Here is a 16,857-nt window from a genome sequence, read left to right as displayed (position 1 = left end):
ATGAGCGAAAAGAACCCATTGCCAGTCGCCAAGGGCCGCGCCCCGGCGCTGCTGTTGCTGGTGGTCGCCAGCCTGGTGGCACTGCCGCTGCTGCTGCCCTCGGCCACCCTGGCCACCGAGATCCTGATCTTTGCCCTGGCCGCGCTGGCCTGCAACCTGCTGCTCGGCTACACCGGCCTGCTGTCGTTCGGCCAGGGCATCTTCTTTGGCGTGGGCGCCTATGGCGCGGCGCTGCTGATGATCCACCTGCAGTGGGGCATGTTCGCCGCCCTGCTCGGCGCAGCGGTGTTCGGTGCCTTCCTGGCGCTGCTGGTGGGTGCCTTGGCAATCCGCCGCACGGGCATCTACTTCGTCATGCTGACCCTGGCCTTCAGCCAGATGGCCTACTTCCTGGCCTACACCCTCAGCGGCTGGACCGGCGGTGACAACGGCCTGCTCGACGTACCGCGGCCGAACATCGAGATTGCCGGCCATGTGCTGGTCGACCTGGCCGACCCACGGCACTTCTATGTGTTTGTCGCGGTGTTGTTCCTGCTGATCTTCGCCGGTGCCCTGCGGGTGATCCGCTCGCCGTTTGGCAGCACCCTGCTGGCCATCCGCGAAAACGAAACCCGCGCCGCCGCCATCGGCTACGACACCCGCCACTTCAAGATCCTGGTGTTCATGCTGTCGGGTGCCATCACCGGTATCGCCGGGGCGCTGTACGCCATGCTGCTGCACTTTGCGCCACTGTCGAACATCGACCTGATGATGAGCGAGAACATCCTGATCATGACCATCGTCGGCGGTACCGGTTCGCTGTTCGGCTCGCTGCTGGGGGCCGGCGCCATCGTGCTGCTGGGCGACGTGCTGTCGGAACTGTGGCCGCGCTGGCTGATGCTGCTGGGGGTAATCCTGATCCTGGTGGTGGTGTTCATGCGCGGCGGCCTGTGGGGCGGCCTGGCCGAACTGGGCAAGCGCCTGCTGGCAAACCGCAACGCCAATGACAAACCCCAGGCCAAGACCAAGGAGACCCTGTGATGAGCGACTACCTCCTGGAAACCCGCCAGCTGGAGTTGGCCTACGGGCCGTTCAAGGCAGTCGCCGGCGTGGACCTTAAAGTGCGCGCCGGCACCATCCACACAGTCATCGGCCCCAACGGCGCCGGCAAGACCAGCCTGTTCCACTGCCTGACCGGCGAGCGCCAGGCCACTGCGGGCAAGATCCTGTTCAACGGCCAGGACATCATCCACAAGCCATCCCACGGCCGAGTGGCGCTGGGCATGGCGCGTTCGTTCCAGCTCACCAGCCTGTTCCAGAACCTGTCGGTGCGCGAAAACCTGCGCCTGGCCGCCCAGGGCCGCGATGGCCTGGGCGCGCTGAACTTCTGGCGCAGCGTCGAGCACAAGCGCAGCCACTGGAACACCGCCGACCAGGTGCTGGAGCGCCTGAAGCTTACCGCACGCGCCGAAACCCTGGCCGGTGAACTCTCGCACGGCCAGCAGCGCGTGCTGGAAGTGGGCATGTCGATCTGCGCCAAACCCACCCTGCTGATGCTCGACGAACCCACCTCGGGCATGGGCATCGACGACATCCCGGTGATGACCGACCTGATCAGCGACCTCGGCCGCGACCACACCGTGCTGCTGATCGAGCACAACATGAGCATCGTCATGTCGATCAGCCAGCGCATCACGGTGATGAGCCACGGCCAGATCCTGGTCGAGGGTACCCCTGAACAGGTGCGCAATGACGCGCGCGTGCGCACCGCCTACCTTGGAGAGGCCGCCTGATGCTCAACGTCGATTCGATCCACTCCTACTACGACAAGAGCCATGTGCTCGAAGGCGTCTCGCTCAAGGTCGAGGCTGGCGAGCTGGTGACCTTGCTCGGGCGCAACGGCGCCGGCAAGACCACCACCTTGCGCAGCATCCTCGGCATCGTCCGCCCACGGCAGGGGCAGATCAGCTTCAACGGCCAGCAGTTGGTCGGCCGCGAAATCTTCGATATCGCCCGGCTCGGCATTGCCCTGGTGCCAGAGCACCGCGGCATCTTCCGCCAGCTCAGCGTGGAGGAGAACCTGAAGATTGCCGTGCGCAAGACCAGCCGCTGGCAGCTGGAGGACGTGTACAGCATGTTCCCACGGTTGAAGGAGCGGCGCCGCAACGGCGGTTTTGCCCTGTCTGGTGGCGAGCAGCAGATGCTGGCCATTGCCCGCGCCCTGCTTAACGGCCCCAAGTTGCTGATTCTCGACGAGCCGACTGAAGGCCTGGCCCCGGTGATTGTCGACGAGCTGGTGAAGATCTTGCGGCGGATCAAGGACGAAGGCCTGTCGATTTTGCTGGTGGAGCAGAACCTGATGGTCTGCGATGCCCTTGCTGACCGCCATTACGTGCTGGAGCAAGGCCGGGTTGCCTACCAGGGCAGTGCTGCGCAGTTCCGCGAAGACCCGACCATCAAGAACCGTTACCTGGCCCTTAGCGCCTGACCCAGGCCTGCTTTTCTGTACCGGCAACCCAATATTTTCAGGAGAGATGATCCATGAACACCCGCATCGATCCCTCGCAGCACCTGCTCGGCCAAGGCTCACTGGTCAGCCTTGAGCGCCTCTGGCAATCACTGATGGACTTGGCCCGGCTCGGCGCCACCGCCAAGGGCGGCGTGTGCCGCCTGGCCCTGACCGACCTCGACCGCCAGGCCCGCGACCTGTTCGTGCGCTGGTGCGAAGAAGCCGGCTGCACCATCAGCGTCGACGCCATCGGCAACATCTTCGCCCGCCGCCCCGGCCGCAACCCTGCCCTGCCACCGGTGATGACCGGCAGCCATATCGACACCCAGCCCACCGGCGGCAAGTTCGATGGCTGCTACGGGGTCATGGCCGGCCTCGAAGTGATCCGTACCCTGAATGACCTGAACCTGACCACCGAAGCCCCGCTGGAAGTGGTGGTGTGGACCAACGAAGAAGGCTCGCGCTTTCCGCCGTGCATGATGGGTTCGGGCGTGTTCGCCGGTAAGTTCGGCCTGCAGGAAACCCTGGACAAGGTCGACGACCAGGGCCTGTCGGTAGGCACGGAATTGCAGCGCATCGGCTACGCCGGCCCCCGCGTACCCACCGGGCATGCCGTCGGCGCCTATTTCGAAGCGCACATCGAGCAGGGCCCGGTGCTGGAAGACCAGCGCACCACCATCGGCGTGGTCCAGGGCTGCCTGGGGCAGAAATGGTTCGACCTGGTACTGACCGGCGTCGAGGCGCATGCCGGCCCTACCCCGATGCACCTGCGCAAGGACGCCCTGGTCGGCGCCGCCGAAGTAGTGGCAGCGGTCAACCGCGTGGCCCATGCCCATCAACCGCATGCCTGCGGCACGGTCGGCTGCCTGACCCTGCACCCAGGTTCGCGTAACGTCATCCCCGGCCAGGTGCAGATGACCATCGACCTGCGCCACCTCGCCCCCGAGCACCTCGCCGCCATGGTCAGCGAAGTGCGCGCCGCCATTGAAACCAGCGCGGCAAAACACGGGCTGAGCTATGCACTGACGCCGACCGCCGACTTCCCGCCGCTGTACTTCGCCGAGCAGTGTGTGGATGCCGTACGCCAGGGCGCACGCGAGCTGGGCCTGAGCCACATGGATATCGTCAGCGGCGCCGGCCACGATGCCATCTTCCTTGCCGAACTGGGCCCGGCCGGGATGATCTTCGTGCCGTGCGAGGGTGGCATCAGCCACAACGAAATCGAAAATGCCGCACCGCAGGACCTGGCCGATGGCTGCGACGTACTGCTGCGTGCCATGTTTCAGGCCGCCAACCCCGGAGCCCGTTGAGATGACCCAGAAAACCGCGATTGGCGAGTTCACCGCCGTCGAACTGCTCGCACTGTACCAGCGCCGCCAGCTGTCACCGGTAGAGGTAATCGATGATGTACTGGCGCGCATCGACCTGCACAACCCGGCGGTCAACGCCTACTGCCACGTCGATGGCGAAGGTGCCCGCGCCGCCGCCCGCGCCAGCGAACAGCGCTGGCAACGCGGCGAGCCCTGTGGCCGGCTGGATGGCATACCCGCGTCGATCAAGGACCTGACCCTGACCTGCGGCATGCCCACCCGCAAGGGCTCGCGCACTACCTCGGGCGCAGGCCCGTGGGAGGTCGATGCGCCCTTCACCGCCTTCATGCGCGAAGCCGGCGCAGTGCTGGTGGGCAAGACCACCACGCCCGAGTTCGGCTGGAAAGGGGTCACCGACAACCCGCTGTATGGCATTACCCGCAACCCCTGGGATACCCGGCTGACCGCTGGCGGCTCGTCCGGTGGTGCGGCGGCAGCTGCCGCGTTGAACCTGGGCGTGCTGCACCAGGGCAGCGATGCCGGTGGTTCGATACGCATCCCCTGCGCCTTTACCGGCACCTTCGGCATCAAGCCGACATTTGGCTATGTACCGCAATGGCCGGCCAGCGCCATGACGGTGCTTTCGCACTTGGGGCCGATGACGCGCACCGTAGACGACTCGGTATTGATGCTCGACTGTGTGGCCCGGCCTGATGCCCGTGACGGGCTGGCCGGCGCACCACGGCAGGCAGCGTGGCTAGGCCAGGAACAAGACCTGAGCGGCCTGCGCATCGCCTACAGCGCCGACTTCGGCTACGTGCAGGTCGACCCGCAGATTCAGGCACTGGTGGCACAAGCGGTGCAGCGCCTGGCACGGCTGGGCGCACAGGTTGAGGAAGTGGACCCAGGCTTTGGCGACCCGCTGGAAACCTTCAATACCCTGTGGTTTGCCGGGGCGGCGCGGTTGGCCAGTGGGTTCAGCGATGAACAGCGGGCACTGCTTGACCCGGGGTTGCGCTGGATTGCCGAACAGGGGGCACGCATCAGCCTGAGCGAGTACACCCAGGCGCTGGAGGCACGGGCGGAGTTGATTGCGAAGATGAATGCCTTCCACCAGCGCTACGACGTGCTGGTATCGCCGATGCTGCCGCTGGTGGCGTTCGAGGCCGGGCACAACGTGCCGCCTGGGTCGGGGATGGCGCAATGGATGGAATGGACGCCGTTCAGTTACCCCTTCAACCTAACCCAGCAGCCGGCGGCTTCGGTGCCCTGCGGGTTTACCCGCGAAGGCTTGCCGGTGGGGCTGCAGGTGGTGGCCGGGCGCTTTGCCGATCAGCAAGTGCTACGGGTGTGCAAGGTGTATGAGCAGCATTACCCGAGCCGGCATTTACAGGCGCCGATTACCGGCTGATATCTCTACTGGCTTCACTGGCCTTTTCGCGGGTAAACCCGCTCCCACAGGGACCGCACAGTTCTCAAAACCTGTGCCGTACCTGTGGGAGCGGGTTTACCCGCGAAGAGGCCCTCAGCCCAAACGCCCCTCTGGGGCATAGGGCGCCGGGTCAATGATCGGCTCGGCACCGGTCAGCAGGTCGGTAAACAGCTGGCACGAAGCCGGCGCCAGCACCAACCCGTTACGGTAATGCCCGCAGTTCAACCACAACCCAGCATGCCCCGGCACCGGCCCGATGTACGGAATGCCCTCAGGCGACCCCGGCCGCAGCCCGGCCCAGTGCGCCACCACCGTGGCCCCTTCCAGCTCAGGCAACAGCTCCACTGCCGAAGCCTTCAAACTCTCCAGCGCATCCTCGGTGGGTGTCTTGTCATACCCGGCATGCTCCAGCGTACTGCCCACCAGAATGTGCCCATCACGCCGCGGGATCGCATAGCGCCCCTTGGCCAGCACCATGCTCGGCAGGAAGTCTTCGGCGCACTTGAACAAGATCATCTGGCCCTTCACCGGCTCCACCGGCAGCTCCAGGCCAAGCGTGCGCAACAGGTCGCCGCTCCAGGCGCCAGCACTGAGCACCACCTCATCCGCCGCCAGCACACCGTCGGCCATCTGCACGCCCGTTACCCGCCCGCCCTGCTGCACGAAACCAGTGATCTGGCAGTGCTCGCGCAAGGTCACGTTAGGCAGCGCCAGCAGCGCCGCCTTCAGCGACTTCACCAGGCGTGGGTTGCGCACATTGGCCACGCCAGCCATGTAGATGGCGCGCTTGAAGCCAGGGCCCAGTACCGGCACCGCGTCATAGGCCGCCGAGATATCCACCGCACTCAGCGGCCGCTGCTCGCGCTCGGCCCAGGCCAGCGCTTCGGCTTCGTCGTCCAGGTCGAGCCAGTACAGGCCGGTGGTGTGCACTTCGGGGTCTATGCCGGTGCTGGCGAACAAGCGCTCGCCCAACTGTGGATAAAAGTCCTGCGACCAGTGTGCCAGGGCGGTCACTGCCGGGCTGTAGCGCCACGGGTACAACGGCGAGACGATGCCACCGCCGGCCCAGGACGACTCACGGCCAACCTCACCCTGATCACACACCACCACCTGGCCGACCTTGGCTGCCAGGTTGAACGCCGTCAGCAGGCCGATCACCCCGCCGCCGACCACCACTACTTGCTTGCTCATCTGTCGATCCAAACCTGAAGTAAAACCGCGATGCACCGGGCATCATTCAACCTTCAGCTTCCCCAGCAGTGCGCGCTGTGTTCAACGGCACCCGGATTGCGCTGCACACCGGCCTGGTCGAGCTGGTAATCACCACAACCGTCCTGCGCCATCAGCCCATGCGGCAGCCGCCGGGCGCGCAACGTGAAGGTGTCGCTGTCGCGCTGGGCCTGCAGGCTGTAGTAGCGGTTACCGTCGGGCAAGGCCGGGTCGCCCTCGGCGTATTGGCCGGTGCGCACGCGGTGGCGCTCCAGGCGCAGGGCAGCATCATGCAGCAGGCCAACCACTTCGCTGCGCGCGGCTCGCCGAAGCTGGTCGCTGTAACTGGGGTAGGCAATGGCTGCCAGAATGCCGGTCACGGCCAGCACAATCAACAACTCGATCAGGCTCAAGCCTTGCTGCATGTCAGTCTCCTCGCAATCTTTGCCGCCAGGTAATGCGTTGGGTTGTGCCAGCGGCAACGGCGTAGACCGCTTCCAGTACATGCCGTGACTGGGTTTGCTTGCTGACGGCGGTTATCCTGAACAGGGTGACCGGCTGCCCTTCTGGCATATGCGCGGCACGTTTGCTGACACCCAGACTCTGTAGATGGAAGTAGCCGGTCTGGGTGGCTTGCCATTGCCCAACCAGATCGTGCGGTCGGGCTGGTGGCAGGCACGCGTTACAAGAACCTGGCGGCGCACGTTCAAGTTCGCGCGCGCCTGCATGCAAGGCGGCCTCGGCCTCTTCCAGCGCCAGCAGGCCATCGCTCAGGTAGCCGGTCATACGCGTTTCCACCAGCGCGTCACGCAGGGCGGATGCGGCGAGCAGGCCCAGCAGCATGCTGAGTACCAAGGCCAACAGCAGGACAACACCACGTTGGCGGCTCATGAAGCGGGTACCGGGTTGCGGATTGCGACGCTCAACTCATGGCGCTGTTCGAGTTTGAGCGTGGGTTCGTAAAGCATCAGGGTGACATCCACCCGCTCTCCCTCTGCCATTTGCACGCGCTGGAGACGCATCGCCTGCACATTCTCAAGCAACGGTTGAAATTTGCTTTTTCCGCGCTTGAACTTCAGCGTATTGCCTTGGAGCTGGTAGACATACCTGCTGACCGGGTACACCAGTGAGTACCCGGCCTTGCGGTCTGCATCCACAGACGCTTCTTCAAGGCAATCGGTCTGCACAAACCAGTCAGGTGCACCAGCTTGCCCGGGCAGCTCTGCCACGACCAGACTGAGGGTGGATGCTTCGATCACCAAAGGGCGAGCGAATACTTGTTGCACCGTTGGGTCATCGAAATCGTCAGGTTTCAGACGCAAGCAACCGAACATCCCGGCCATGCGTATATCCTGAGCCATGCGTAGCAACGCCTGCCGTGCCTCGTCCTGCATACGTACCGCAGCACTTTGCAGGCGCCAGGTCTGGTGGGCCGATGTGAAGAGCTGACTAGCCGCCGCCAGCAACATCAACCCAATGGCCAGCGCCAGCATCAGCTCAAGCAAGCCAAAACCACTTTGGGCGCGTTTCATCGACGCCCCCGTTCATGCTCACTGTGCGCCGCCATAGCCGCCTGCCCATCGCGACGCGCGCTGTCCACAGCCTGCAGGGCCTTCAACTGCAACCCCGCCGCCGCGAACATGCCCACGGCCACGACCACCACAGCCAATAACACTTCCAGGAGCGTCATGCCCCGTTGCCTTGCGTGCATCCCTGCACCTCCTGCGATTTTTCCCGCAATTGCCTTCAACTTGGGCGACTGGACCCGTTGCCCAACCACCAGGAAGCTATAGCCAAGCACTTCCTGGGAGGAATGCACGGTGAAGCAACGCGGCGTAACACTGATACAAATGTTGTCGGCCTTGGCCGTGGCGGTGTTGCTGACACAGCTCGGCATGCCGGCCTACGCCAGGATGAGCGATGACTTACACCGGGCGGCGGCTGCCCGTGATTTGGCCCAGGCACTGCGCAGTGCGCGCAGCCATGCGTTGCTGCAGGGCCAGCCGGTACTGGTGCAGGCGTTGGACGGTAATTGGGGGAATGGTTGGCGGGTGGCGCTGGAGCATAACCAGCAGGTGCTGCGTGAGCAGCGACTGGCGCGGCCTTTGAACATCACCAGCAGTAAAGGCGAGCAATTCAAGTTCAGTGCGCAGGGAGTGCCGATGAACCTGGCTAACACCTGGTTCTCGTTTACGCTGGAAGTGTGCGAGCGCTCATCTGCCACCAGCCGCTACCAAGTGGTAATGGCATCGACGGGACGAGTCAACGTGTTTGCAGAGGACCGCCACAATACTCGGTGTGCATCCTGATAGCCTTGAGTCGGCTTTGCTGGCCCTATCGCCGGCAAGCCAGCTCCCACAGGTACAACACAAGCCTTGAAGGCAGTGTTATTCCAGTGGGGGCTGGCTTGCCGGCGATGAGGCCAGAACTGGCTTACATCAGATCAACGAACGAACCCGCAGCTCTTTAGGCATCGAGAAGGTGATGTTCTCCTCCCGCCCATCCAGCTCTTCAGCGCCCGTGGCGCCCCAGGCCTTGAGCTGCTCGATCACGCCACGCACCAGCACTTCGGGGGCCGAAGCACCGGCGGTGATGCCGATCTGTGCGGCCTGGTCGAACCAGCCGCGTTGCAGGTCTTCGGCACCGTCGATCAGGTAGGCCGGGGTGCCCATGCGCTCGGCCAACTCGCGCAGGCGGTTGGAGTTGGAGCTGTTCGGGCTGCCGACCACCAGTACCACATCGCATTCGTCAGCCAGCTGCTTGACCGCGTCCTGGCGGTTCTGGGTGGCGTAGCAGATGTCGTCCTTGCGCGGGCCACCGATGTTCGGGAAGCGTGCACGCAGGGCGTCGATGACGCGGCTGGTGTCGTCCATCGACAGCGTGGTCTGGGTGACAAAAGCCAGGTGGTCCGGGTCGCGCACCTGCAGGTTGGCAACATCTTCCTCGTCTTCGACAAGGTAGATGGCGCCGCCGTTGCTGGCGTCGTACTGGCCCATGGTGCCTTCGACTTCCGGGTGCCCTGCGTGGCCGATGAGAATGCACTCACGGCCATCGCGGCTGTACTTGGCCACCTCGATGTGCACCTTGGTTACCAACGGGCAGGTGGCGTCGAACACTTTCAGGCCACGGCCAGCGGCTTCCTGGCGCACGGCCTGGGAAACACCGTGGGCACTGAAGATGACGATGACATCGTCTGGCACCTGGTCCAGCTCTTCGACGAAGACGGCGCCACGGTTGCGCAGGTCTTCCACCACGAACTTGTTGTGCACCACTTCGTGGCGCACATAGATCGGCGGGCCGAAGACTTCCAGCGCGCGGTTGACGATCTCGATCGCCCGGTCGACCCCCGCGCAGAAGCCGCGAGGGTTGGCGAGTTTGATTTGCATGCTCGGCTCCAGGCTTACAGGGCCTTAACCTCGAGGATCTCCACCTCGAAGGTCAGGGTCTTGCCAGCCAGTGGGTGATTGAAGTCGATGGTCACCTGGTCGTCATCGAACGCTTTGACCACACCCGGCAGCTCGGTGTTGGCGGCGTCGTTGAAGATGATCAACAGCCCTTCGGACAGTTCCATGCCCTCGAAGTTGGACCGCGGCATGACTTGCACGTTTTGCGGGTTGGGCTGGCCGAAGGCATTCTCCGGGGCCACTACCACCGTACGCTTGTCACCGGCCTTGAAGCCGAACAGGGCGCTTTCAAAGCCCGGCAGCAGGTTGCCATCGCCCACCTTGAAGGTGGCTGGGGCCTTGTCGAACGTGCTGTCGACAGTGTCGCCGTTTTCCAGGTGCAGCGCGAAGTGCAGGGTGACTTCGGTGTTCTGGCCGATACGGGTGTCAGTCATGGACCGGATCCTCGGACTTCTTGCTCTTGAACATATCCAGCGCCAGCATCACCGCACCAACGGTGATGGCGCTGTCGGCCACGTTGAAGGCCGGGAAGTAATGGCGGTTCTGCCAGTGCACCAGGATGAAGTCCACCACATGGCCCAGCACGATGCGATCGTACAGGTTGCCGATGGCCCCACCCAGCACCAGCGCCAGCGCCACGGCCAGCCAAGTCTCGTTGCGCCCCAGGCGCTTGAGCCACACCACCAGCACGGCACTGACCACCACGGCGATCAGGGCGAACAGCCAGCGTTGCCAGCCGGCGCCATCAGCCAGGAAGCTGAACGCGGCACCGGTGTTGTAGGCCAGGGTCCAGCTGAAGTAGTCAGGGATGACCACAATCTGCTGGTACATGGTCAGGGCATTGTTGAAGTACAGCTTGGTGGCCTGGTCGACGACCAGGACCAGCAAGCTCAGCCAAAGCCATGCAAGGCGCCCGAAGCGCCCCGCTGCAGGGTTAGGCATAGTGACGCACCTCACCCGAACCGCTCAGGTTGTCGACGCAACGGCCGCAGATTTCCGGGTGCTCCGGGTGGCTGCCAACGTCGGCGCGGAAGTGCCAGCAACGGCCGCACTTGGTGTGGCCGGACTTGACCACTTGCAGCTTCAGGCCTTCGACTTCGGTGGCCACGGCTTCTGCCGGTGCTTGTACGAACGGCACCACGCTGGCCGCCGAGGTGATCAGCACGAAGCGCAGCTCATCGCCCAGCTTGCCCAGGTCGGCGCTCAGGCCTTCGTCGGCGTACAGGGTGACTTCGGCCTGCAGGTTCCCGCCGATGACCTTGGCGGTACGCTGGTTTTCCAGCTCCTTGTTGACCGATGCCTTCACCGCCATTACGCGGTCCCAGTAGGCGCGGTCCAGCTCGGTGCCTTCCGGCAGCTCGCTCAGGTCCTGGTACCAGCCGTTGAGCATCACCGACTCGTTGCGCTCGCCCGGCAGGTACTGCCAGATTTCGTCGGCGGTGAACGCCAGGATCGGCGCGATCCAGCGCACCAGCGCTTCGCTGATGTGGTACAGCGCAGTCTGGCAGGAACGGCGGGCGACACTGTTGGCGCCAGTGGTGTACTGGCGGTCCTTGATGATGTCGAGGTAGAAGCCGCCCAGCTCTTGCACGCAGAAGTTGTGCACCTTGGAGTAGACGTTCCAGAAACGGTACTCGCTGTAGTGCTCTTCCAGCTCGCGTTGCAGCAGCAGGGTGCGGTCCACGGCCCAGCGGTCCAGTGCCAGCATGTCTTCCGGGGCCAGCAGGTCACGGGCCGGGTCGAAGCCGGACAGGTTGGACAGCAGGAAGCGCGCGGTGTTGCGGATACGGCGGTAGGCGTCGGCGCTGCGCTGCAGGATCTGCTCGGAAACGGCCATTTCACCGGAATAGTCGGTGGCCGAAACCCACAGGCGCAGGATGTCGGCACCCAGGGTGTTGTTGACCTTCTCCGGCTCGATGGTGTTGCCCAGCGACTTGGACATCTTGCGGCCGTTTTCGTCCACGGTGAAGCCGTGGGTCAGCAGCTCGCGGTATGGCGCGTGGTTGTCGATGGCGCAACCGGTCAGCAAGGAAGAGTGGAACCAGCCACGGTGCTGGTCGGAACCTTCCAGGTACAGGTCGGCGCGCGGGCCGGTGGCGTGGCCGATGTCGTGCGAGCCACGCAGTACATGCCAGTGGGTGGTGCCCGAGTCGAACCACACGTCGAGGGTGTCGGCGATCTTGTCGTACTGCTCGGCTTCAGCGCCCAGCAGTTCGGCGGCGTCCAGCTTGAACCAGGCCTCGATGCCTTCCTGCTCGACGCGCTTGGCCACGGCTTCCATCAGCTCGACAGTGCGCGGGTGCAGTTCGCCGGTTTGCTTGTGCAGGAAGAACGGGATCGGCACACCCCAGTTGCGCTGACGCGAAATGCACCAGTCCGGGCGGTTGGCGATCATCGAATGCAGGCGCGCCTGGCCCCAGGCCGGGACGAACTTGGTGTCTTCGATGGCTTTCAGCGCGCGCTCACGCAGCGGCTCGCCAGTGGTCGGCTGCTTGTCCATGCCCACGAACCACTGCGCGGTGGCGCGGTAGATCAGCGGGGTCTTGTGGCGCCAGCAGTGCATGTAGCTGTGGCTGATGGTTTCGGTGTGCATCAGCGCACCGACTTCGCCCAGTTTTTCGACGATGGCCGGGTTGGCCTTCCAGATGAACTGGCCGCCGAAGAATGGCAGCGACTCGACATACACGCCGTTGCTCTGCACCGGGGTGAGGATGTCGTCGTTGACCATGCCGTAGCGTTTGCAAGTGACGAAGTCGTCTTCACCGTAGGCTGGCGCGGAGTGCACCACACCGGTACCGGCGCCCAGTTCGACGTAGTCGGCCAGGTAGACTGGCGACAGGCGGTCGTAGAACGGGTGACGGAAGTTGACCAGCTCCAGCGCCGAACCCTGGGCGGTGGCAATCACCGAACCTTCCAGGTTGTAGCGTTTCAGGCACGACTCGACCAGCTCTTCGGCCAGCACCAGCAGGCGCTCGCCGGTGTCGACCAGGGCGTACTTGAACTCCGGGTGGATGTTCAGCGCCTGGTTGGCCGGGATGGTCCACGGGGTGGTGGTCCAGATCACGATGGCAGCGGGCTTGGCCAGCGAGGCCAGGCCGAAGGCGGCGGCCAGCTTGGCCTCATCGGCAACCGGGAAGGCTACGTCGATGGTCTGCGATTTCTTGTCGGCGTATTCGACTTCGGCCTCGGCCAAGGCCGAACCGCAGTCGAAGCACCAGTTGACCGGCTTCAGGCCCTTGAACACGAAGCCTTGCTTGACCATCTCGGCCAGCGCGCGGATTTCACCGGCCTCGTTGGCGAAGTTCATGGTCTTGTACGGGTTGTCCCAGTCACCCAGCACGCCCAGGCGGATGAACTCGGTCTTCTGCCCTTCGATCTGCTCGGCGGCGTACTCGCGGCACAGCTCGCGGGTGCGGTCAGCCGACAGGTGCTTGCCGTGGGTAACCTCGACCTTGTGCTCGATCGGCAGGCCATGGCAGTCCCAGCCCGGCACGTACGGCGCATCGAAGCCGGCCAGGGTCTTGGAACGGACGATCATGTCCTTGAGGATCTTGTTCAGCGCATGACCGATGTGAATCTTGCCGTTGGCATAGGGCGGGCCGTCGTGCAGGACGAACTTGGGACGATCCTTGCCAATTTCGCGCAGCTTCTGGTACAGGCCAATGCTGTCCCAGCGCTGCAGGATCTGCGGTTCGCGCTGAGGCAGGCCGGCCTTCATGGGGAAGGCGGTGTCCGGAAGGTTAAGCGTGGCTTTGTAGTCGGTCATTTCAGGCTCTTCGTTAGCGGTTGAGCGTGCCAATGTGCACGTGCGGCGGCGATATCCGCATCGATCGCCGACTTCAGCGCCTCCAGGGAGGCGAATCGCTGCTCTTCACGCAGCTTGTGGTGGAACTCCACCGTCAGGCGCCGGCCATAAAGGTCGCCGGCATAGTCCAGAAGATGAATTTCCAGGTGCGGGCGCCCGTCACCGGCGACGGTGGGACGCACGCCAATATTGCCGACACCCGGCCAGGCCTTGCCGTCGATCTCGATGCTGGCCAGGTAGACCCCGGACAGCGGCACGCGGCGGCGCTTGAGCTGGATGTTGGCGGTAGGTGTACCGAGCTGGCGGGCCAGCTTCTGGCCATGCAGCACGCGGCCGGTGATGCGGTACGGCCGGCCCAGCAGGTGCTCGGCCAGTTCGAAGTTGCCTTCGGACAGGGCCTTGCGCACTTCGGTGCTGCTGACCCGCAGGCCGTCCTGGATCACCGTGTTGGCGGCCTCGACGGTGAAACCGTACTGCTTGCCAGCGTCGACCAGGAAGGCAAAGTCGCCGGCGCGGTCGCAGCCGAAGCGGAAGTCATCGCCCACTTCGAGGTGGCGCACACCCAGGCCGTCGACCAGGATGGCCTTGACGAAGGCATCGGCACTGAGCTTGCTCAGGCGCTGGTTGAACGCCAGGCACAGCACCCGGTCGATGCCTTCGGCCGCCAGCAACTCGACCTTGTCGCGCAGGCGGGCCAGGCGGGCCGGCGCGGTATCGGGGGCGAAGTACTCGCGTGGTTGCGGTTCGAAGATCACCACGCAGGTCGGCAGGCCCAAGGCCTGGCCGCGCTCGCGCAGGCGCGCCAGGATTGCCTGGTGGCCGCGGTGAACCCCGTCGAAGTTGCCAATGGTGGCGACACAGCCCCGGTGCTCGGGGCGCAGGTTGTGAAGACCTCGAACCAGCTGCATAACGCGCTTCTTGCTCATAAAGTGGCCGATTATAACCACACCCGGGCGCCGGTGACAGGCAGCAGCGCCCAAGGGCGGCGTGGAATGCGAAAAACCGACGCCTGACCCGCCCGATGCCTCAGTGCAAGGCCTTGCGGGCAAAATGCCGGGGCCGGAAACCACACAGGTACAGGCATCCGAAATAGGTCACGACGCCAGCCAGGATCAGTGCGCCCAGGCGCATGAAGCGCTCAAGCATGATGCCCTGCTCCCAAGCCGGCATATAGTGCATGCCTGCCAACAGTACCGCCGACATCAACGTCACTGCCAAAACCAGCTTGAGCAGGAACATGGCCCAGCCTGGCTGAGGCTCGAACAACTGTTGACTGCGCAGTTTCCAGAACAGCAGGCCGGCATTCAGGCAGGCACCGAGGCTGATCGCCAATGCCAGGCCGGCATGCGCGAGCGGGCCGACCAGGGCAAGGTTGAACAGCTGGGTGCAGACCAGGGTAAATACCGCGATCTTCACCGGCGTGCGGATATTTTGCTGCGCATAGAAGCCCGGTGCCAGTACCTTGACCAGAATGATCGCCAGCAAGCCTACGGAATAGGCCATCAACGCCCGCTGGGTCATGGCCGCATCAAACGCACTGAACTTGCCATATTGGAACAGGGCCACGGTCAGTGGTTCGGCAAGAATGGCCAGGGCCAGGGTGCACGGCAATACCAGCAGGAAGCACAGGCGCAGGCCCCAGTCGAGGATCCGCGAGTACTCCTCGCGGTCTTTGTTGGCATAGGTCTTGGCCAGGGTCGGCAGCAGGATGGTGCCCAGGGCCACGCCCAGCACCCCCGACGGCAGCTCCATGAGGCGGTCGGCGTAGTACATCCAGGACACCGAGCCGGCCACCAGGAACGAGGCGAAAATGGTGTTGATGATCAGCGAAATCTGGCTTACCGACACCCCAAGAATTGCCGGCAGCATCTGCTTGAGTACCCGCCACACACCCGCATCACGCAGGTTCAGGCGGGGCAGCACGAGCATGCCGATCTTCTTCAACGCCGGCAGCTGGTACAGCAACTGCGCCAGGCCACCGGCCAGCACGCCCCAGGCCAGGGCCATGATCGGTGGGTTGAAGTACGGCGTGAGCAGCACGGCGAAGGCGATCATCGCCACGTTCAACAGGGTTGGGGTGAAGGCCGGCACCGAGAAACGGTTCCAGGTATTGAGGATCGCCCCGGCCAGGGACGACAGCGAGATCAGCAATATATAAGGAAACGTCACCCGCAACAGAGCGGTGGTCAGCTCATATTTTTCGGCGCTGTCGACAAAGCCCGGGGCCGTTGCCCACACCACCCACGGCGCCGCCAGAATGCCGATAGCGGTTACCACGGCCAGGGCCAGGGTCAGCAAACCACTGACATAGGCGACGAAGGTACGCGTGGCCTCCTCGCCTTGCTGGGTCTTGTATTCGGCCAGGATCGGCACAAAGGCTTGGGAAAACGCACCTTCAGCGAAGATGCGCCGCAGCAGGTTGGGCAGTTTGAACGCGATGAAGAAGGCGTCAGTGGCAACGCCAGCACCAAAGATACGGGCCAGGATGGTGTCGCGAATGAAGCCCAGCACCCGCGAAATCATGGTGATCGAGCTTACCGCAGCCAGGGATTTGAGCAGGTTCATCGAAAAGATTCACGTCAAGGGCAGAGGACGCTGCCAGACAGCGTCCGAATGTGCGATACTCCCGCGCCTTCGCAGGGAAGCCAAAAATTCCCGAGTGTACAGGTCGCGCAGCAGAAAGGAATCTTTCCCTCTTGTTGGCGCACCGCTCGGCGGATCCTTGCAGGTGGCCTTGACATCCGGTCGACTGATCGGCATGATTCGCGGCCTATTTTGTTTGCTATTTACCTAAAGTCTTTCGAGGAGCTCGACGGTGGCCAACACACCTTCCGCCAAGAAACGTGCAAAACAGGCTGAGAAGCGTCGCAGCCACAACGCCAGCCTGCGTTCCATGGTCCGCACCTACATCAAGAATGTAGTTAAAGCCATCGACGCAAAAGACGCCGAAAAAGCGCAAGCCGCTTACGTTCTGGCTGTACCTGTAATCGACCGTATGGCCGACAAGGGTATCATCCACAAGAACAAGGCTGCTCGTCACAAAGGCCGTCTGAATGGCCACATCAAGGCGCTGAAAGAAGCTGCAGCTGCCTAAGCGACGCGCTAGTCGAAAAACCGACCCTAGGGTCGGTTTTTTGTTGCCTGCGATTTATGCGACAACGCCAATCCGCTTTTTGTAGGAGCGGCCTTGTGTCGCGAAGGGGCTGCGC

General features: G+C 63.8%; 18 protein-coding genes. 7 read left to right on the top strand and 11 right to left on the bottom strand.

Annotated elements, in window-relative coordinates; translation table 11 throughout:
- Genes ABE456_RS21685 through ABE456_RS21665 form a run of 5 tightly spaced genes read left to right on the top strand, consistent with a single transcriptional unit; the run spans window position 1 to window position 5,209 of the window.
- Entirely contained in the window at window positions 1–1,020 is a 1,020-nt protein-coding gene (locus ABE456_RS21685) for a branched-chain amino acid ABC transporter permease (protein WP_039614951.1), read from the top strand.
- Window positions 1,020–1,772, top strand: a complete 753-nt coding sequence (locus ABE456_RS21680) for an ABC transporter ATP-binding protein (RefSeq protein WP_346645755.1) — start codon at window positions 1,020–1,022, stop codon at window positions 1,770–1,772. Before ABE456_RS21685 ends, ABE456_RS21680 begins: the two co-directional genes overlap by 1 nt.
- Window positions 1,772–2,467 (top strand): ABC transporter ATP-binding protein, encoded by a 696-nt coding sequence (locus ABE456_RS21675; protein ID WP_346645754.1) that lies wholly within the window; start codon window positions 1,772–1,774, stop codon window positions 2,465–2,467. Before ABE456_RS21680 ends, ABE456_RS21675 begins: the two co-directional genes overlap by 1 nt.
- Before the next feature lie 53 nt (window positions 2,468–2,520).
- Entirely contained in the window at window positions 2,521–3,798 is a 1,278-nt protein-coding gene (locus ABE456_RS21670) for a Zn-dependent hydrolase (protein WP_346645753.1), read from the top strand.
- A gap of 1 nt (window position 3,799) precedes the next feature.
- Complete coding sequence (locus ABE456_RS21665; RefSeq protein ID WP_346645752.1) at window positions 3,800–5,209, top strand: amidase; 1,410 nt, start codon at window positions 3,800–3,802, stop codon at window positions 5,207–5,209.
- A gap of 114 nt (window positions 5,210–5,323) precedes the next feature.
- On the opposite strand, the gene thiO is transcribed toward ABE456_RS21665, so the two are convergent.
- From thiO to ABE456_RS21640, 5 genes are read right to left on the bottom strand one after another with little or no spacing between them, the layout of a single operon-like run.
- Entirely contained in the window at window positions 5,324–6,421 is a 1,098-nt protein-coding gene (gene thiO, locus ABE456_RS21660; RefSeq protein WP_346645751.1) for a glycine oxidase ThiO, read from the bottom strand.
- A 53-nt stretch (window positions 6,422–6,474) separates the two neighbouring features.
- A complete protein-coding gene (locus ABE456_RS21655; protein WP_346645750.1) occupies window positions 6,475–6,864 on the bottom strand; it encodes a type IV pilin protein in 390 nt (129 codons plus the stop codon).
- Between the two features lies 1 nt (window position 6,865).
- A complete protein-coding gene (locus tag ABE456_RS21650) occupies window positions 6,866–7,330 on the bottom strand; it encodes a hypothetical protein (RefSeq protein WP_346645749.1) in 465 nt (154 codons plus the stop codon).
- Window positions 7,327–7,971 (bottom strand): prepilin-type N-terminal cleavage/methylation domain-containing protein, encoded by a 645-nt coding sequence (locus ABE456_RS21645; RefSeq protein WP_346645748.1) that lies wholly within the window; start codon window positions 7,969–7,971, stop codon window positions 7,327–7,329. The genes ABE456_RS21650 and ABE456_RS21645 overlap by 4 nt, the downstream gene beginning before the upstream one ends.
- Entirely contained in the window at window positions 7,968–8,150 is a 183-nt protein-coding gene (locus ABE456_RS21640; RefSeq protein ID WP_346645747.1) for a prepilin-type N-terminal cleavage/methylation domain-containing protein, read from the bottom strand. The genes ABE456_RS21645 and ABE456_RS21640 overlap by 4 nt, the downstream gene beginning before the upstream one ends.
- A gap of 109 nt (window positions 8,151–8,259) precedes the next feature.
- Between ABE456_RS21640 and ABE456_RS21635 the strand changes: the two genes are divergently transcribed.
- Entirely contained in the window at window positions 8,260–8,748 is a 489-nt protein-coding gene (locus ABE456_RS21635; RefSeq protein WP_346645746.1) for a GspH/FimT family pseudopilin, read from the top strand.
- A gap of 129 nt (window positions 8,749–8,877) precedes the next feature.
- Here the strand turns inward: ABE456_RS21635 and ispH are convergent, their stop codons facing one another.
- From ispH to murJ, 6 genes are all read right to left on the bottom strand, one after another.
- Complete coding sequence (gene ispH / locus ABE456_RS21630; protein ID WP_346645745.1) at window positions 8,878–9,825, bottom strand: 4-hydroxy-3-methylbut-2-enyl diphosphate reductase; 948 nt, start codon at window positions 9,823–9,825, stop codon at window positions 8,878–8,880.
- A gap of 14 nt (window positions 9,826–9,839) precedes the next feature.
- Window positions 9,840–10,277, bottom strand: coding sequence for an FKBP-type peptidyl-prolyl cis-trans isomerase (gene fkpB / locus ABE456_RS21625; RefSeq protein ID WP_012270371.1), 438 nt, complete (start codon window positions 10,275–10,277; stop codon window positions 9,840–9,842).
- Entirely contained in the window at window positions 10,270–10,785 is a 516-nt protein-coding gene (gene lspA / locus ABE456_RS21620; RefSeq protein ID WP_014589581.1) for a signal peptidase II, read from the bottom strand. The genes fkpB and lspA overlap by 8 nt, the downstream gene beginning before the upstream one ends.
- Window positions 10,778–13,609, bottom strand: coding sequence for an isoleucine--tRNA ligase (gene ileS, locus ABE456_RS21615; protein ID WP_346645744.1), 2,832 nt, complete (start codon window positions 13,607–13,609; stop codon window positions 10,778–10,780). Before ileS ends, lspA begins: the two co-directional genes overlap by 8 nt.
- On the bottom strand, window positions 13,606–14,556 hold the full coding sequence (gene ribF / locus ABE456_RS21610) for a bifunctional riboflavin kinase/FAD synthetase (RefSeq protein WP_346645743.1): 951 nt from the start codon (window positions 14,554–14,556) through the stop codon (window positions 13,606–13,608). The genes ileS and ribF overlap by 4 nt, the downstream gene beginning before the upstream one ends.
- Before the next feature lie 118 nt (window positions 14,557–14,674).
- Entirely contained in the window at window positions 14,675–16,213 is a 1,539-nt protein-coding gene (gene murJ, locus ABE456_RS21605; protein ID WP_346645742.1) for a murein biosynthesis integral membrane protein MurJ, read from the bottom strand.
- A 250-nt stretch (window positions 16,214–16,463) separates the two neighbouring features.
- Here murJ and rpsT point away from each other — a divergent pair, with 250 nt between their 5' ends.
- On the top strand, window positions 16,464–16,742 hold the full coding sequence (rpsT, locus tag ABE456_RS21600) for a 30S ribosomal protein S20 (protein ID WP_003247625.1): 279 nt from the start codon (window positions 16,464–16,466) through the stop codon (window positions 16,740–16,742).
- Window positions 16,743–16,857 lie beyond the last annotated feature (115 nt).

Origin of the sequence: Pseudomonas sp. TWI929, assembly GCF_039673335.1 — a bacterium.
Taxonomy (GTDB): domain Bacteria; phylum Pseudomonadota; class Gammaproteobacteria; order Pseudomonadales; family Pseudomonadaceae; genus Aquipseudomonas.
The sequence above is the reverse complement of the archived record's forward strand: the minus strand, read 5'-3'. Positions and strand labels throughout refer to the sequence as shown.

Bases quoted from the DNA above. Each gene is read 5' to 3' on its own strand.
- ribF (WP_346645743.1), bottom strand. From the start codon at position 14,556: ATGCAGCTGGTTCGAGGTCTTCACAACCTGCGCCCCGAGCACCGGGGC.
- ABE456_RS21655 (WP_346645750.1), bottom strand. From the start codon at position 6,864: ATGCAGCAAGGCTTGAGCCTGATCGAGTTGTTGATTGTGCTGGCCGTG.
- fkpB (WP_012270371.1), bottom strand. From the start codon at position 10,277: ATGACTGACACCCGTATCGGCCAGAACACCGAAGTCACCCTGCACTTC.
- ileS (WP_346645744.1), bottom strand. From the start codon at position 13,609: ATGACCGACTACAAAGCCACGCTTAACCTTCCGGACACCGCCTTCCCC.
- ispH (WP_346645745.1), bottom strand. From the start codon at position 9,825: ATGCAAATCAAACTCGCCAACCCTCGCGGCTTCTGCGCGGGGGTCGAC.
- ABE456_RS21685 (WP_039614951.1), top strand. From the start codon at position 1: ATGAGCGAAAAGAACCCATTGCCAGTCGCCAAGGGCCGCGCCCCGGCG.
- ABE456_RS21645 (WP_346645748.1), bottom strand. From the start codon at position 7,971: ATGAAACGCGCCCAAAGTGGTTTTGGCTTGCTTGAGCTGATGCTGGCG.
- ABE456_RS21675 (WP_346645754.1), top strand. From the start codon at position 1,772: ATGCTCAACGTCGATTCGATCCACTCCTACTACGACAAGAGCCATGTG.
- lspA (WP_014589581.1), bottom strand. From the start codon at position 10,785: ATGCCTAACCCTGCAGCGGGGCGCTTCGGGCGCCTTGCATGGCTTTGG.
- murJ (WP_346645742.1), bottom strand. From the start codon at position 16,213: ATGAACCTGCTCAAATCCCTGGCTGCGGTAAGCTCGATCACCATGATT.
- ABE456_RS21650 (WP_346645749.1), bottom strand. From the start codon at position 7,330: ATGAGCCGCCAACGTGGTGTTGTCCTGCTGTTGGCCTTGGTACTCAGC.
- ABE456_RS21640 (WP_346645747.1), bottom strand. From the start codon at position 8,150: ATGCACGCAAGGCAACGGGGCATGACGCTCCTGGAAGTGTTATTGGCT.
- ABE456_RS21670 (WP_346645753.1), top strand. From the start codon at position 2,521: ATGAACACCCGCATCGATCCCTCGCAGCACCTGCTCGGCCAAGGCTCA.
- ABE456_RS21680 (WP_346645755.1), top strand. From the start codon at position 1,020: ATGAGCGACTACCTCCTGGAAACCCGCCAGCTGGAGTTGGCCTACGGG.
- thiO (WP_346645751.1), bottom strand. From the start codon at position 6,421: ATGAGCAAGCAAGTAGTGGTGGTCGGCGGCGGGGTGATCGGCCTGCTG.
- ABE456_RS21665 (WP_346645752.1), top strand. From the start codon at position 3,800: ATGACCCAGAAAACCGCGATTGGCGAGTTCACCGCCGTCGAACTGCTC.